We start from the raw sequence: 16,154 nt of genomic DNA on the forward strand, positions 1-16,154 counted from the left end.
TGAAACGCCGTAGCGCCGATGGTAGTGTGGGGTCTCCCCATGCGAGAGTAGGACACTGCCAGGCATCAAACAAAGTCGAAAGCCTCATGCGAAAGCATGAGGCTTTTTGCTGTGTGCGAAAGAAAGAACAGACGCCGCTACGCTGCGCCTTTCAGCCATTTCACGATGAAATCGGCAATACTCTCTGGTTGGTTGAGATCCAGGGATCTTGACTTAACCGTTATCGATTGATCGCTGGCAACGGCGATAACGAACTCGTCCAACATATCCTCAAGCGGCCTGCCAATATCTTCACGATAAAGAATGATTTTGCTGACGGGCTCGTGCTTAAACCCTTCGACTAAAATCACATCCACCTTACTACGATCAAAGCGGCTGGCCAGATACTGAAGATCCAGGGATTGTTGTTCTGGAGTTTCTGTCATTAATGCCCAGCGACGATCGCTGGCGACCAGGGTCTGGTCGGCGCCCGCTTTGCGCAGTTCGTAACTGTCTTTGCCTGGCGTGTCCACGTCCATATCATGATGCGTATGTTTGATCAGCCCGACGCGGATGCATCGCTGCTTTAATAAAGGAATTAATTGCTTAAGCAGCGTGGTTTTACCCGTACCGCTATAGGCGGCAATCGCCAGCAAAGGAGGAAGCGCATTATTCATTGATGAGTCCTTTTTCCTGCTGCCAACGCAGGCAGTCTTCCCGGGTATTAAGATTATGAAATGCCGTCTGTTGGCCACTGAACACTATTTGTCTTGCACCTGCCGCGTTCTGGAATAACATCAACTTGCGTTCCCCACGGGCCAGATACTCTTCCAATTTAGGTGCCAGACTGGTATGCAACAGCGCCAAAGTGGGGTGTGCCCGCTCTCCATCGCTGGCATAGGCGGCCAGAGCACTGCCTTTTTGTTGCCAGAGCTGATCAACCAAAGTGGTGGGAAAATCGGGGACGTCGCAGGGGACAAAAGTAACCCATTCAGTGCTCGCGTGTTTCAGTCCGGCCAACATGCCTGCGAGTGGGCCGGAAAAGTCGGGAGTCAGATCGCTGACGATGGGCAGACCACTTTCCCGATAGCTTTCTTGATTGCGATTGGCGCTGATGGCTATCTGGCCCACCTGGGGGCGTAGCCGAGAAAGTACGTATTGGTAGAGAGGTATGCCAGCTACCTGAACCAGACCTTTATCTTCTCCGCCCATACGTGTGGCGCGCCCGCCGGCTAAAATAATGCCGGTAATCTCCTCATGCATATCTATCATCCCGAATTTATGGCTAACGCCCTGATTGTAGCGCTAAAGAGGGTGCGACATCAGGATTTACCTTTATTGACAAGCTGCTCCTTTCACTGCGTTGGTAAGCCTGTTACTTTGTGTGTTTATTGATTCTATTGGATGATATTGCGATGAAAACGCACCGCGTAAACGAGCTGATTGAGCTGCTACAGCCGGCCTGGCAGGAAGATCCGGATCTCAATCTGATCCAGTTTTTGCAAAAGCTGGCACAGGAAGCCGGTTTCCAGGGCAACCTGCCCGAACTGAGTGATGATATCCTGATCTACCATCTGAAAATGCGCGGCAGCGCCGGTACCGAACAGATCCCCGGCCTGAAAAAGGATTACGAGGAAGACTTCAAAACGGCATTGCTTCGTGCCCGTGGGGTGATCAAGGATTAGCATTCGTGCGGTAAGGGTGAACCAGTTACCCGTGGAACCTGCCATTAATGCTACTATTTCTCATTCCCGGCACAGTGATGTCACCAAACGAAACCGAATGTTGTTATGAACAACTCAGCTTTTAATTTTCAGACCCTGTCGCCCGACCTGATTATGGACGCGCTGGAGGGTGTTGGCCTGCGTGTAGACTCCGGGCTGACTGCGCTTAACAGCTATGAAAACCGCGTCTATCAGTTTATGGACGAAGATCGTAAGCGTTACGTGGTGAAGTTTTATCGGCCCGAACGCTGGAGCGCTGAGCAAATTGGTGAAGAACATCAGTTCTCTCATGATCTTGCCCTGGCGGAGATCCCGGCCGTTGCGCCGTTGTCCCTGCAAGGCCAAACGCTGCATACACACAGCGGTTTCTTTTTTACTGTATTTCCCAGCGTTGGTGGGCGGCAGTATGAGATTGATAATCTCGATCAACTGGAATGGGTGGGCCGTTTCCTGGGGCGTATTCATCAGGTAGGTAGTGAAAGCCTATTTGTGGAACGCCCGACAATGGGCATTGAGGAATACCTCATGGCACCGCGGCAGGTATTGGCTGGCTGTGAACTGTTACCGAAGGCCCAACGTGAAAACTTCCTGACCGCGATAGACCGGTTGATCGAGGCGATTAAACAACGTTGGCATCTGGATTGGCAGCCGCGGCGTTTGCACGGTGATTGTCACCCAGGCAATATTTTGTGGCGAGATGGTCCGCTGTTTGTTGATCTTGACGATGCGCGTAACGGGCCGGCGATACAGGATCTGTGGATGCTGTTGCACGGTGAACGTCGCGATCGTCTGATGCAGTTAGATATTTTGCTGGAGGCTTACTCCGAGTTTGCCGAATTTGATCAAAGTGAATTAGCGTTGATCGAGCCGTTGCGGGCCATGCGCATGGTGTACTACCTGGCATGGGTTGCTCGTCGTTGGCAAGATCCCGCGTTTCCTAAAAGTTTTCCGTGGATGGCGGAGTCTGATTTTTGGTTATCTCAGACTGCGGCATTCACCGAACAGGTTAAGCTGTTGCAGGAACCCCCTCTGCAGCTGATGCCAATGTATTGAAGCTTTAACACAATGGAGAGTTTAGTCTTATGAAGAAAATATGGTTGGCACTCGTTGGCATGGTGATGGCATTCAGTGCCTCGGCTGCGCAATTTAGCGATGGTGCACAGTACGTAACCCTGGACAAGCCGGTGACCGGCGAACCTCAGGTGCTGGAGTTCTTTTCCTTCTATTGCCCGCACTGCTATCAGTTTGAGCAGGTGTATCACGTTTCCGAAAATGTGAAAAAAGCGTTGCCTGCGGGCACTAAAATGACCAAATACCACGTTGAATTCCTGGGGCCATTGGGTAAACAACTGACTCAGGCATGGGCTGTAGCAATGGCGTTGGGTGTGGAAGATAAAGTTAGCCCACTGATGTTTGAAGCAGTGCAGAAAACCCAGACCGTGCAAACTCCGGATGATATCCGCAATGTGTTTGTGAAGGCTGGCGTGAGCGCGGCTGATTATGATGGGGCCCTGAACAGCTTCGTGGTGAAATCCCTGGTGGTTCAACAGGAGAAAGCTGCAGAAGATCTGCAACTGCGCGGTGTGCCAGCCGTATTTGTTAACGGCAAATACATGGTTAAAAACGACGGCATGGATACCAGCTCGATGGATGTTTACGTGAAGCAATTCGCCGACGTGGTTAAATTCCTCAGCGAACAAAAGTAACCAAAATTTATAGTAAAAAAGCCGGCTTAGCCGGCTTTTTCTTTCCTTACTGTCGCTTCAACTTATCCAGCAGCCGATCTTTATCCTGCCACAGCGTATTCAGCCAAAGCTGGAAGCGCCGCTTAAACTGCTTATCGTTAAAGTAATCGCCATGCATGGTTTCATCGATTGGCAGCAACTCAATTCTTACCACTACGCGTTTCAACCGGCCACACAGCATATCCAGAAAAGGCCGCTCCGTATTTTCTGGATAAAGCAGAGTAACGTTTAACACTTTATCGAACTGCTTGCCTAATGCACTGAGTGTAAAAGCAATACCGGCGGCCTTAGGGGCCAATAAATTGCGGTAGGGTGAATGGGTTTTAATTTTCTTGGCTTCAGTAAAGCGCGACCCTTCCACAAAATTGACGATAGTGGTTGGGCGTTGACGAAATTTTTCACAGGAACGGCGTGTGGTTTCAATGTCATTCCCGCGCTTTTGCGGATGTTTGAGTAAATAGGCGCGCGAGTAACGTTTCATGAATGGCATATCCAGTGCCCAGCAGGCCAGGCCGACAAAGGGCACCCAGGCTAACGGTTGCTTAAGAAAGTATTTATTCATTGGAATATGGTTACGGAACAACACGCACAACACCACGATATCTGACCAGCTTTCATGATTGCTGATCAGCAGGTACCAATTTTTGCGCTCCAAGCCTTCCAACCCTTCAATATCCCAGCGCAGCTGCCAGTTGATGCGTAATAGCAGTGCCAGTCCCACACACCAGCACCACATCATAAAATCGGCAAAGGCTGAGATACGTCGCCAGACGGCAGGAAAAGGCACCAGTAGTTTAATGATACCGGCCAGCGTTATCGGGATTGAACAGAGCACGGTCACCAAAATGGCGAGCAGGGCAGAAAGTATAAAAATAACAGGGGATAACAATCTTGGCATGGTTATGGGCTGACAGTTGGTGAGAACAGCGTTACATGCCGGTATGCATGAACAAAAAAATATTTTAACAGAAACTATGGGGAGAAAGCGTCCGTAAACGGTAACTGTTTTATAGTGAGAGAAATAGGCATTTGCTGCGTTTTCGTGCAACTTGCTCATCTTGTGCTATGGTAATTGAGGCGTCAAATTTGATGAATAGTGCTATTAAAATTGGACGCAAGTTATATCCACAAATTGTGTAAAAGTCGATAATTACCCTAAGTCAAAATAACGCCATTTAACGCCGTGATTTCAATAGGAATTTTATTTCCTCTTATAACGATAAACGCATCGTTATAATTTGCTGTCTTTTCTATGCACAAAGTTATCCACAGGAGGGATCTTGCGGATCGCTTCGCAAGATCACAGGATTTTCACCCTTAATGCACGCTAAGGTTCGTCTCAGGCGGCCAGCTATGGCATGCTTACCGTCATGTCCGGTCACGATAAAGATAAAGTAACGCTATGGCTCAAATTGCAGAAAACCCATTAATCCTGGTTGACGGTTCCTCTTACCTCTACCGCGCTTATCATGCCTTCCCTCCGCTGACCAACTCCGCAGGTGAACCGACCGGGGCAATGTACGGCGTGCTGAATATGCTGCGTAGCCTGCTGCTGCAGTACCAGCCAAGCCATGTTGCGGTGGTGTTTGATGCTAAAGGAAAAACCTTCCGTGATGAGCTGTTTACAGAATACAAATCGCACCGGCCACCGATGCCTGACGATCTGCGTGCGCAAATTGAGCCGTTGCACAAAATGGTCAAGGCTATGGGCCTGCCGCTGCTGGTCACGCCCGGCGTTGAGGCGGACGACGTCATCGGTACGCTGGCACTGGAAGCTGAAAAAGCCGGTCATGCGGTGCTGATCAGCACCGGCGATAAAGACATGGCGCAGCTGGTCACGCCGAACGTCACTTTGATCAACACCATGAACAACACCATTCTCGGCCCGCAGGAAGTGTGCGACAAGTACGGCATTCCGCCGGAGCTGATTATCGACTTTCTGGCGCTGATGGGGGATGCCTCGGATAACATCCCAGGTGTGCCTGGCGTGGGTGAGAAGACCGCGCAGGGGCTATTACAGGGGCTGGGTGGGCTGGATGTGCTCTATGCCAATCTGGACAGCATCGCCACGCTCAGCTTCCGTGGGGCCAAAACCATGGCGGCCAAGCTGGAACAGAACAAAGAGATGGCGTACCTCTCTTACAAGCTGGCTACCATCAAAACTGACGTCGAGCTGGATCTGACCTGCGCCGATCTGCAGGTGTCTCCGCTGGACGTAGATATGTTGCAGCAGTTGTTCAAACAGTATGAGTTTAAGCGCTGGCTGGCGGATGTCGAAGCCGGCATTTGGCTCGAAGGCAAGAAAGGCGCCGGAGTGAAAGCAACCAGCGCGGCGAAATCTTCTGCCAGTACAGTCGCTGAAACCGGAAAAGCTCCGGCAGAAGCGACACTGTCGCAAGAGGGTTACGTCACCATTCTGGATGAAGACACCTTCGCCGAGTGGCTGGAAAAACTGAAAAAAGCCGAAGTGTTCGCGTTTGATACCGAAACCGACGGCCTGGATACTCTGACCGCTAACCTGATCGGTCTGTCATTTGCCATTGCACCGGGCGAAGCCGCTTATCTGCCGGTGGCACATGATTATCTTGATGCGCCGACACAGTTGGATCGCGCTCAAGTGTTGGCCACGCTGAAGCCGCTGCTGGAAGATGAGAAAGCGCTGAAGGTCGGGCAAAACCTGAAGTTTGATATGAGCCTGCTGGCGCGTTACGACATTACCTTGCGCGGTATTGCTTTCGACACCATGCTGGAATCCTATGTGCTCGACAGCGTAGGCGGTCGCCACGATATGGACAGTTTGTCCGATCGTTATCTTGGCCACAAAACCGTGACCTTCGAGGAGATTGCCGGCAAGGGTAAAAAGCAGCTTACCTTCAACCAGATTGCACTGGAGCAGGCAGCACCTTACGCCGCTGAAGATGCCGATGTCACGCTGCAACTACACTTAGCGATGTGGCCGCAATTGAAGGAAAGCGCCGAACTGTTGACGGTATTCAATGAGATTGAAATGCCGCTGTTGCCGGTGTTGTCGCATATCGAGCGAACCGGGGTGTTGATTGACCAAAGCATTTTGGCCACACACTCCATTGAATTGACCAAGCGCTTGGCAGAGTTGGAAATTCAGGCCCATGAATTGGCGGAAGAGCCTTTCAATCTGGCATCCACCAAACAGCTGCAGGCGATCCTGTACGAAAAACAAAAGTTACCAATACTGAAGAAAACCCCGGGTGGTGCGCCTTCGACTAATGAAGAGGTGCTGGCTGAGCTGGCGCTGGATTACCCGTTACCGAAGGTGATCCTGGAATACCGTGGCTTGGCGAAGCTGAAAACCACCTATACCGACAAGCTGCCGCTGATGATTAACCCGGTCAGTGGCCGGGTACATACCTCCTATCATCAGGCGGTGACGGCGACTGGGCGTCTCTCTTCCAGCGATCCTAACCTGCAGAATATTCCGGTACGTAACGACGAAGGGCGCCGTATCCGCCAGGCATTTATTGCCCCTGAAGGTTACCGCATTGTGGCTGCCGACTATTCGCAAATTGAACTGCGCATTATGGCCCACCTGTCACAGGATGAGGGGCTGCTGAAGGCCTTTGCAGCCGGTGAGGACATCCACCGTGCCACCGCGGCCGAGGTGTTTGGCCTGCCGCTCGATAAGGTGACCAACGAACAGCGGCGCAGCGCCAAGGCGATTAACTTTGGCCTGATTTATGGCATGAGCGCGTTCGGTCTGGCGCGACAGCTAGGGATCCCACGCGGTGAAGCACAGCGCTATATGGACCTTTACTTCGAACGTTATCCGGGCGTGCTGGAATATATGGAGCGCACCCGCCAGCAGGCCGCCAGCCAGGGCTATGTCAGTACGCTGGACGGTCGTCGTCTGTATTTGCCGGATGTCAGCTCCAGTAATGGCATGCGTCGTAAGGCGGCCGAGCGTGCGGCGATTAACGCTCCAATGCAGGGGACGGCAGCCGACATCATCAAACGTGCGATGATCGAAGTGGACGCCTGGCTGCAAGCTCAGGAGAAACCGCTGGTGCGTATGATTATGCAGGTACACGATGAACTGGTATTCGAGGTGCATGAGTCGGTGATTGAGGAATCCAACCAGCGTATTCGTGAGCTGATGGAAAACGGCATGGCGTTGGCCGTGCCGCTGAAAGTCGACGTTGGCGTGGGTGCCAACTGGGATGAAGCCCACTAAGAATGCCGTGGCTTGCCAGCCGGACCTTCAGTGGATTCGCTAACTGGCGATAACCTAAGCAGTTTTTGTAATTAAGCTACAAGATACGGCGATTGTTTCCACAACCTCGCCGTTATTACGCACTAAACTGTGTAAGTAAACTACAAAAAATTCTTTTGCACTGCGAAAAAATCATGTAAAGTTACTCGCGTAGGGTACAGAGGTAAGATGTTCTATCTTTCAGACCTTTTACTTCACGTAATCGGATTTGGCTGAATATTTAGCCGCCCCAGTCAGTATTGACTGGGGCGTTTTTTATTGTAAAAACAAAGCCAAGCCATAAGTTTTTCCTATTCTCTCCGACCCGCTTTTTCCTCAATCGATCCCTGAAATTGCCCATCCGTTGGATTTTCAACGTTAAATCGTCATAAGCGTTTATGATGGATTTTAGTCAAAACTGTAATTAGATAACGAAAATAGCCTGATATCGCGGATCGCGGGCGTAAAAAAGCCGATGCGTTTCCACATCGGCTATTGCGGTACCTGAGGCATTGTTATTCGCCGGCGGTGTCGTCATCTTCCGGCAGCACTTCCGGTGGGATCTCGTTAAACCAGGTGTTCAGCTTTTGGCTCAGCTTGTCGACACCGATTTTTTTCGGGGAGGAGAAGGCTTCAACCTGGATATCGCCCATAAACGGCACTACCGCTTCACGCACCATATTAAGCTGCGCTTTACGCGCGCCAGAGGCCAGCTTGTCCGCTTTGGTCAGCAGGATCATGACCGGTGTACCGACATCGACGGCCCACTGAATCATCTGTTGGTCGAGATCTTTCAACGGATGGCGGATATCCATCAGCACCACCAGGCCTTTCAGGCAGTTACGCATTTGCAGGTATTCACCCAGCGCACGCTGCCATTTGCGTTTCATCTCTTCAGGAACTTCGGCGTAGCCATAACCCGGCAGGTCGACGAGGCGAATACCTTCTTCCACTTCAAACAGGTTAATCAGCTGGGTACGCCCCGGCGTTTTACTGGTACGCGCCAGGCCTTTCTGGTTGGTCAGGGTATTTAACGCGCTGGACTTACCGGCATTAGAGCGGCCGGCGAACGCAACTTCAATACCTTCATCCCCCGGCAGATGGCGAATATCGGGCGCACTGGTGACGAAATGGGTCACATGATAATTGTAATTCTTGCTGGTCAAAATTTTTCGTCTCCGCGAGGATGGCTAACTGATTGGCGATTATAACTGCATCAGCGGTAAAAATGGTGTGTTTCTCTGTTTTTAAGCATCGTGGCAGCAGGGCATGGCAGTCAGACCCGGCCGGGCTTGTGAGACATTCGCCATTCGAATAGGGGGTAATGTCGCTTTATTCGAAAGCTGTTTTTATTCTTTCCATTTTAAAACAATGGGTTAATTCTCCGTTGTCCTCTTTGTGGTGCCAAAGCCCTGCAGCTACCTTGAGACTCCCCCTTGATCGCGTAAAGTAGCTTGCAGCACAGGGCTGTGCAGGATTAAGGAACATCCGGGAAGGGTGATAAATCTCATGGAGTGCACAGGAAGTGCTGGAGTGCCAGGATGAACCCAGAAGGAATTGACCTATTTGCATCTGAATATGCGAATAGCACAAGGATGGTGAAGTTACCGCGATTGGAATGCCCGCAGGAAGCGCGCTCAGGAAGAGTGGATGCGAACGGATTGCGCCATGGACGATTTTCCCTTCAGGATGAAGGACGTAGTGCGGCAGGGATTGCGTTTATAGCAAAAGGAAAAACCAGGATGTTGAATGTACGCACGGAGCGCGTAGCAGGAATATCCTTCGAAAGAAGGTGTAAAAAGGCGGCAGGTTAAACCTGCCGCCTTTTTTCTTTGTTCGCTTTCTGCTAGATTCCGCCGCAATCGTATAGCATCTATCTCTATACTGAATCTACATACCTAAGAGCATACGCTATGAACCAGCCATCAAAAGCACCTCGCGCCCCACGCAGCAGCGCGGCGACGCCGAAAAACAAAAAGAAAAGCCGTGCGGAGCTCGATCAGGAAGCCCGTGAACACAAGCGTCAGAAAAAACGCCGTGGTCTTGCTTCCGGTTCTCGCACCCAGGTTGAGTCCGCTAATCAAAAAAATAAAGCGGCAGCCCAGGCCAAAGATCCGCGTATCGGTAGCAAAGTGCCGGTAGCGCTGTTGGTTGAAGATAAACCAAAAGCCAAGCCGCAACCAAAACCAAAAGCTGAAACCAAGCCTAAACCACGTCTGACGCCGGAAGAAGAACTTGCCAAGCTGGAAAATGATGAGCGTCTGGACGCACTGCTGGATCGCATTGATGACGGCGAGACTCTGAACGCCGAAGATCAGGCTTATGTTGATCAGACGCTGGATCGTATCGATGCCCTGATGGAGCAACTGGGCATTGAATTGGGCGATGACGACGAAGAAGAAGAAGAAAAGCGGGAAGATATCCTGAAACTGCTGAAAGGCGGTAACCCGAAAGACGTAATTTAACGCGTCATGTGGTTGATCCTGACAGTAGCCCTACTCTTAATGTGTTATCTGCTGTGGTTATTCGGTAAACTGTGGCGGCTGTCAAAACGCAAAACGCGTTTTCGCAGCGCTTCCGCGGCCAGACAGCGTAGACAACTGCCCATTTCCCGGCCCGGTAGAAAAAAATATCGGAAGGAGTGAGCATGTCAGAGCAGGCAATTGTCTGGGATCTGGCCCTGATCCAGAAATATAACTATTCAGGGCCGCGTTATACCTCATACCCCACAGCGCTGGAATTCAACCAGGGCTATGACGAAGCGGCGTTTCAACGCGCCGCTGCGCGTTATCCAGAGCGTCCACTGTCGCTGTATGTGCATATCCCCTTCTGCCACAAACTCTGCTATTTCTGTGGCTGCAATAAACTGGTGACGCGTCAGACGCACAAGGCTGATGAATACCTGGCGGTGCTGGCACAGGAGATCGCTCAGCGGGCTCCTCTGTTTGCCGGGCGTAAAGTCGGCCAGTTGCATTGGGGTGGCGGCACACCGACCTACCTGAGCAAAGTGCAAATCAGTAAGCTGGTGGCAATGTTGCGCCAACACTTTGATTTTCTGCCCAATTTGGAAATGTCGATCGAAGTCGATCCGCGCGAGATTGAGCTGGATGTGCTCGATCATTTACGCAGCGAAGGCTTTAACCGCCTGAGCATGGGGGTACAGGATTTCAATAAAGAGGTGCAGCTGCTGGTGAACCGTGAGCAGGATGAAGCCTTTATCTTCGCCCTGATCGCTCGCGCCAAGGCACTGGGGTTTAACTCCACCAATATCGATTTGATCTACGGGCTGCCAAAGCAGACGCCGGAGAGCTTTGCTTACACCCTGCAGCGGGTGGCGGAATTAAACCCGGATCGCCTCAGCGTATTCAACTATGCACATATGCCGAACCTGTTTGCCGCCCAACGTAAAATCAAAGACGCGGATTTGCCGAGTGCGCAGCAGAAACTGGATATCCTGCAGCAGACCATTGCCTCCCTGACCGAGTCCGGCTATCAGTTTATCGGTATGGATCATTTTGCCCGTCCGGATGATGAGCTAGCCGTGGCGCAGCGTGAAGGCAAACTGCATCGTAACTTCCAGGGATACACCACTCAGGGTGACAGTGATTTACTGGGGCTGGGAGTGTCTGCTATCAGCATGCTGGGGGACAGCTATGCCCAGAACCAGAAAGAGCTGAAGACCTATTACAGCAGCGTAGAGGCGCAGGGTCATGCCTTATGGCGCGGTCTGGCGATGACGGAAGACGACTGCCTGCGGCGTGAGGTGATCAAAACGCTGATCTGCAATTTCAAGCTGGACTATCCGACGATAGAACAACAGTTCGACATCGACTTCGCCAGCTATTTTGCTGAAGACTTGCAACTGCTGGTGCCGTTTGAACGCGATGGGCTGGTGGAACGTGACGAGCAGGGTATTCGCGTCACGCCGCGTGGCCGGCTGTTGATCCGCAATATTTGCATGTGCTTTGATATCTACCTGCGCCAACAGGCGCGCACTCAGCAATTCTCTCGGGTTATTTGATCGATAAAAAACGGCCGCGAATGCGGCTGTTTTCATCAATAACGTAAGCTATTCCATTCCCAACTCTTTCAACTTGCGCGTCAGGGTATTACGGCCCCAACCCAACAAGCGGGCAGCTTCCTGCTTATGCCCTTGGGTATGACGCAGCGCGGTGGTGAGCAGCGTGCGCTCCATTTCCGGTTGCGCTTCCGACAGCAGGTTTTGATGACCGGAACGCAGTGCTCGGTCGGCCCATTGCGCCAGCAGCGTGGCCCAACTGTCTGGCAGGCTATGGCCGGCAGTTTCCGGTGCTGAGGTTTCAAACAGCTCACTCGGCAGGTCCTGAATCAGCACTTCCTGCCCGGCGGCCATCACGGTTAACCAGCGGCAGGTGTTTTCCAGCTGACGCACGTTACCCGGCCATGGCAGGCGGGTCAGGGCAGTTTCGGTTTCCGGATGCAGATTCTTTGCTTCAACACCCAACTCTTTTGCCGCGACTTGCAGGAAGTAGCGAGCCAAACGGGGGATGTCCTCGCGACGTTCACGTAACGGCGGCAGGTGTACGCGGATCACGTTCAGGCGGTGGAACAGATCCTCACGGAATTTGCCTTCCTGTACCCGCAACTCCAGGTTCTGGTGGGTGGCGGCGATAATACGCACATCCACCTTGACCGGCGCATAACCACCGACCCGGTAAAACTGACCATCTGCCAACACGCGAAGTAAACGAGTTTGAACATCCAGCGGCATATCACCGATTTCATCCAGGAACAGCGTCCCGCCGTCGGCCTGCTCAAAGCGGCCTTGACGGATCTGATTGGCGCCGGTAAAGGCCCCTTTCTCGTGGCCGAACAGCTCGGATTCGATCAGGTCTTTCGGGATCGCCGCCATGTTCAACGCGATAAAGGGTGACTTGGCACGCGGGCTATGGCGGTGCAGGGCATGAGCCACCAGCTCTTTACCGGTGCCGGATTCGCCGTTGATCAGCACGCTGATTGATGAGCGCGACAGACGACCGATGATGCGGAACACGTCCTGCATCGCCGGGGCCTCGCCGATAATGTCTGCCACCGGATCGTTGGCCGGCTGGCTGCGTGCCGGCTGTTGCTGCTCCTGATAATGGCTGATGGCGCGTTCTACCAGCGCTACCGCCTCATCGATATCAAAGGGTTTTGGCAGGTAATCGAACGCCCCTTGCTGGTAGGCGCTGACCGCAGCATCCAAATCCGAATGTGCCGTCATTATGATGACCGGTAGCATGGGATGACGCTGCTTGATCTGCTTGAGCAACGCCAGGCCATCCATACCCGGCATGCGGATGTCAGACAGCAACACGTCAGGCGTTTGCGTGGCCAGGGCTTCCAGTACCGCATTGCCACTTTCGAAGCTCACGCAGCTCACACCGGCTCCAGTGAGCGCGCGTTCAAGCACCCAGCGGATGGAGCTATCGTCATCGACGATCCAGACTATCCCTCGTTGCATAGAAAACCTCACTGGCGAATAGGCAGGTAAACCGAGAATTCGGTATGTCCTGGCCAACTGTTAAATTCAATTTTTCCGCAATGCTGATCAATAAGATTACGGGCGATGGATAAACCCAGACCGGTTCCGCCTTCGCGGCCGCTGACCATTGGGTAAAACAGCGTGTCCTGCAACTGCGCCGGCACGCCGGGGCCGTCATCTTCGATATCGATACGTGCCGCTAATCGGTAGCGGGTACCGTGCAGGGTGATTTGGAATGCAGTACGGGTGCGCAGCGTGATAGTGCCGCCTGCTTCGCCCAACGCCTGCAGCGCATTGCGGGTGATGTTCAGCAACACCTGCTCGATTTGATCCGGGTCGTGTGCCATCTCGGGCAGGCTAGGGTCGTAGTCACGCACCAGCGTCACGTTATCCGGCTTCTCCAGCGACACCAACTGGCAAACGCGCTCCGCCACCTGATGAATACTCTGGGTAATGTGCTGACCCGGGCGTTGCGGGCCCAGCAGGCGATCGACCAGATTGCGCAGGCGGTCGGCCTGTTCAATGATCACCTTGGTGTATTCGGTCAGCGACGGGTCGGGCAGGGCCTTGGCCAGCAGTTGTGCTGCGCCACGCAGTCCACCAAGCGGGTTTTTAATCTCATGTGCCAGGCCACGGACCAGATCGCGGGCGGCAACCTGTTGAGCGTGCTGCAGCTGTTCCTGGCTCAGGCGGCGTTGATTATCCATGGGCGCCAGCTCGATCAGGATATAGCCTTCAGACAGCGCCTGGGCGGTCAGGGAGAGGATATGTGCGCGCCCATCAACCACCAGGGTCACTTCGCTATCGGTAAAGCCCTGGCCGGCGCGCAGGCTCTCACGCATCAGATCGACGTTCAGTGAGAAATAGCCGAGCAGATCGGGCAAAGGTGTACCGAAAAGTTTACGGGAACTTTGTGCCAGCAGTTGTTGTGCTGCCGGATTGGCGTAATGAACCGCCAGATCATCATCCAACAGCAGGATGCTGTTGATGAGAGAATTGAGGATCTGCCCAGCATCGGGCAGCTTGCCAGTTGCCATACAGCAGACTCCTGCACCTTTTTAGTGCATCTATCCTACCCCATCCCCACAGCGTGCGGTATGGAATAGTTTTGCAGAAAATACGGTGGAGAAAAAAACCCATCCGAAGATGGGCAGAAAGTTTCCACGGCAACAAAAAAACAACTAAATCTGGGCGCCGTCCGCAGACGGCGCGGTAAAACTTAAACGCTGTAGTACAGTTCGAACTCAACCGGGTGTGGTGTCATGCGAACGCGGTCCATTTCTTCTTTACGCAGATCGATGTAAGCGTCGATCGCGTCGTCGGTGAATACGCCGCCACGGGTCAGGAACTCACGGTCTTCGCTCAGTGCAGCCAGCGCTTCATCCAGGGAGCCTGCAACTTTTGGAATTTCAGCTTCTTCTTCCGGTGGCAGGTCATACAGGTTTTTGTCCATGGCATCGCCAGGGTGGATTTTGTTAATCACACCGTCCAGGCCTGCCATCAGCAGAGCTGCGAAGCACAGGTATGGGTTAGCCGCTGGATCCGGGAAACGGGCTTCGATACGGCGCGCTTTCGGGCTGGCTACCACTGGGATACGGATAGAAGCTGAACGGTTACGGGCTGAGTAAGCCAGCATGACCGGTGCTTCGTAACCTGGGACCAGACGCTTGTAAGAGTTGGTGGTCGGGTTGGCCAGGGCGTTGATCGCTTTAGCGTGCTTGATGATACCGCCGATGTAGAACAGGGCGATTTCAGACAGGCCGCCGTATTTGTCGCCGGCGAACAGGTTAGTCCCGTTCTTGGACAGCGACATGCTGCAGTGCATACCGGAGCCGTTATCACCGAACATAGGTTTCGGCATGAAGGTCGCGGTTTTGCCAAATGCGTGAGCCACGTTGTGAACCACGTATTTGTAAATTTGGATTTCGTCGGCTTTCTTGGTCATGGTGTTGAAGCGGGTTGCCACTTCGTTCTGACCTGCAGTTGCCACTTCGTGGTGGTGCGCTTCAACCACCAGGCCCATTTCTTCCATGGTCAAACACATGGTAGAACGGATGTCCTGTGAAGAATCGACCGGAGGAACCGGGAAGTAACCGCCTTTGACTGCCGGACGGTGGCCTTTGTTGCCGCCATCATATTTGGTGCCGGAGTTCCATGCGCCTTCGATATCGTCGATAGCTACGTGAGAACCACGGATGCTGCTGCCGAAACGAATATCATCGAACAGGAAGAATTCTGGCTCTGGCCCGAACAGCACGGTGTCCGCGATGCCGGAAGAACGCAGGAAATCTTCTGCGCGCTTGGAGATGGAGCGCGGATCACGATCGTAGCCCTGCATGGTGCCTGGCTCGAGAATGTCGCAGCGAATGATCAGGGTGGATTCTTCGAAGAATGGATCCAGTACCGCCGTGCTGGCGTCTGGCATCAGCACCATGTCAGATTCGTTGATGCCCTTCCAACCACCGATCGAGGAGCCGTCAAACATTTTACCTTCTTCGAAGAAGTCGGCATTTACCTGATGAGAAGGAATGGTGACGTGTTGTTCCTTACCCTTGGTGTCAGTGAAACGCAGGTCTACGAATTTCACTTCATGCTCATTCAGCATCGTCAAAACGTGTTCAGCGGACATACTTAACTCTCCCGGATTTATCATTGTCTTCGTCGTGGAACGAATCTGTGGAACTGGCTTTTTTTGTCTTAAAAAGACTAAAGCGAAAACTGTGCCAACTTTGCGAAAGCGCTTTAATCGCCTTTCTGTGCGGCTTTTGCACAGAAACAGTATGCACCATCAGTGATGCATTGCACTTAAATGGTGCAATTCATGTGAGGTGGGGCACCGTAATGGTGCAAAAGTGCACCGGATGCTGCTTTTTGCACCGTGAAAGGGATCACATACTGACCTGTACACAGTTGTTTATAAGAGACTGTTGTGATCTTGTTTAGTCCCTCGCTTAATACGTGTACAATAGCGCGCTATT

15 protein-coding genes are annotated in these 16,154 nt (G+C 52.6%); 8 read left to right on the forward strand and 7 right to left on the reverse strand.

Annotation, left to right across the window (positions count from 1 at the left end; genetic code table 11):
- Positions 1–137: 137 nt before the first annotated feature.
- Together mobB and mobA are read right to left on the reverse strand one after the other, a co-directional pair.
- Positions 138–656, reverse strand: a complete 519-nt coding sequence (gene mobB, locus F8R23_RS23110; protein WP_129936324.1) for a molybdopterin-guanine dinucleotide biosynthesis protein MobB — start codon at positions 654–656, stop codon at positions 138–140.
- Positions 649–1,242 (reverse strand): molybdenum cofactor guanylyltransferase MobA, encoded by a 594-nt coding sequence (gene mobA, locus F8R23_RS23115; protein WP_129938903.1) that lies wholly within the window; start codon positions 1,240–1,242, stop codon positions 649–651. Before mobA ends, mobB begins: the two co-directional genes overlap by 8 nt.
- A gap of 152 nt (positions 1,243–1,394) precedes the next feature.
- Here mobA and F8R23_RS23120 point away from each other — a divergent pair, with 152 nt between their 5' ends.
- From F8R23_RS23120 to dsbA, 3 genes are all read left to right on the forward strand, one after another.
- Positions 1,395–1,664, forward strand: a complete 270-nt coding sequence (locus F8R23_RS23120; RefSeq protein WP_099063941.1) for a YihD family protein — start codon at positions 1,395–1,397, stop codon at positions 1,662–1,664.
- Between the two features lie 105 nt (positions 1,665–1,769).
- On the forward strand, positions 1,770–2,756 hold the full coding sequence (locus tag F8R23_RS23125) for a serine/threonine protein kinase (RefSeq protein WP_099063940.1): 987 nt from the start codon (positions 1,770–1,772) through the stop codon (positions 2,754–2,756).
- 29 nt (positions 2,757–2,785) lie between these two features.
- Positions 2,786–3,409, forward strand: a complete 624-nt coding sequence (dsbA, locus tag F8R23_RS23130; RefSeq protein WP_112349272.1) for a thiol:disulfide interchange protein DsbA — start codon at positions 2,786–2,788, stop codon at positions 3,407–3,409.
- A 46-nt stretch (positions 3,410–3,455) separates the two neighbouring features.
- On the opposite strand, the gene F8R23_RS23135 is transcribed toward dsbA, so the two are convergent.
- Entirely contained in the window at positions 3,456–4,346 is an 891-nt protein-coding gene (locus F8R23_RS23135; RefSeq protein ID WP_112349271.1) for an acyltransferase, read from the reverse strand.
- Positions 4,347–4,850: 504 nt separating this feature from the next.
- Between F8R23_RS23135 and polA the strand changes: the two genes are divergently transcribed.
- Positions 4,851–7,655 (forward strand): DNA polymerase I, encoded by a 2,805-nt coding sequence (polA, locus tag F8R23_RS23140; RefSeq protein WP_151416067.1) that lies wholly within the window; start codon positions 4,851–4,853, stop codon positions 7,653–7,655.
- 207 nt (positions 7,656–7,862) lie between these two features.
- Positions 7,863–7,910 (forward strand): small protein SpfP, encoded by a 48-nt coding sequence (gene spfP, locus F8R23_RS24465; protein WP_071892919.1) that lies wholly within the window; start codon positions 7,863–7,865, stop codon positions 7,908–7,910.
- A 278-nt stretch (positions 7,911–8,188) separates the two neighbouring features.
- Here the strand turns inward: spfP and yihA are convergent, their stop codons facing one another.
- Positions 8,189–8,839, reverse strand: coding sequence for a ribosome biogenesis GTP-binding protein YihA/YsxC (gene yihA / locus F8R23_RS23145; RefSeq protein WP_112349269.1), 651 nt, complete (start codon positions 8,837–8,839; stop codon positions 8,189–8,191).
- 375 nt (positions 8,840–9,214) lie between these two features.
- On the opposite strand from yihA, the gene F8R23_RS24340 reads away from it, so the two are divergent.
- The 3 genes from F8R23_RS24340 (at position 9,215) to hemN (ending at position 11,694) form a co-directional block, all read left to right on the forward strand.
- Entirely contained in the window at positions 9,215–9,487 is a 273-nt protein-coding gene (locus F8R23_RS24340) for a hypothetical protein (protein ID WP_244953414.1), read from the forward strand.
- A gap of 99 nt (positions 9,488–9,586) precedes the next feature.
- Complete coding sequence (gene yihI, locus F8R23_RS23155; RefSeq protein ID WP_129936327.1) at positions 9,587–10,138, forward strand: Der GTPase-activating protein YihI; 552 nt, start codon at positions 9,587–9,589, stop codon at positions 10,136–10,138.
- A gap of 182 nt (positions 10,139–10,320) precedes the next feature.
- Positions 10,321–11,694 (forward strand): oxygen-independent coproporphyrinogen III oxidase, encoded by a 1,374-nt coding sequence (gene hemN, locus F8R23_RS23165; RefSeq protein WP_129936328.1) that lies wholly within the window; start codon positions 10,321–10,323, stop codon positions 11,692–11,694.
- Between the two features lie 48 nt (positions 11,695–11,742).
- Here the strand turns inward: hemN and glnG are convergent, their stop codons facing one another.
- The 3 genes from glnG to glnA form a co-directional block, all read right to left on the reverse strand.
- Positions 11,743–13,155, reverse strand: a complete 1,413-nt coding sequence (glnG, locus tag F8R23_RS23170; RefSeq protein WP_085120084.1) for a nitrogen regulation protein NR(I) — start codon at positions 13,153–13,155, stop codon at positions 11,743–11,745.
- An 8-nt stretch (positions 13,156–13,163) separates the two neighbouring features.
- Positions 13,164–14,213: a nitrogen regulation protein NR(II) gene (gene glnL, locus F8R23_RS23175; protein WP_099063934.1), complete on the reverse strand. Its 1,050-nt coding sequence runs from the start codon at positions 14,211–14,213 to the stop codon at positions 13,164–13,166.
- Between the two features lie 182 nt (positions 14,214–14,395).
- Positions 14,396–15,805 carry a glutamate--ammonia ligase gene (gene glnA / locus F8R23_RS23180; protein ID WP_151416068.1) on the reverse strand — a complete coding sequence of 470 codons (1,410 nt, stop codon included), beginning with the start codon at positions 15,803–15,805 and terminating at the stop codon, positions 14,396–14,398.
- Positions 15,806–16,154 lie beyond the last annotated feature (349 nt).

Source organism: Serratia proteamaculans, assembly GCF_008830365.1.
GTDB classification, from domain to species: domain Bacteria; phylum Pseudomonadota; class Gammaproteobacteria; order Enterobacterales; family Enterobacteriaceae; genus Serratia; species Serratia proteamaculans.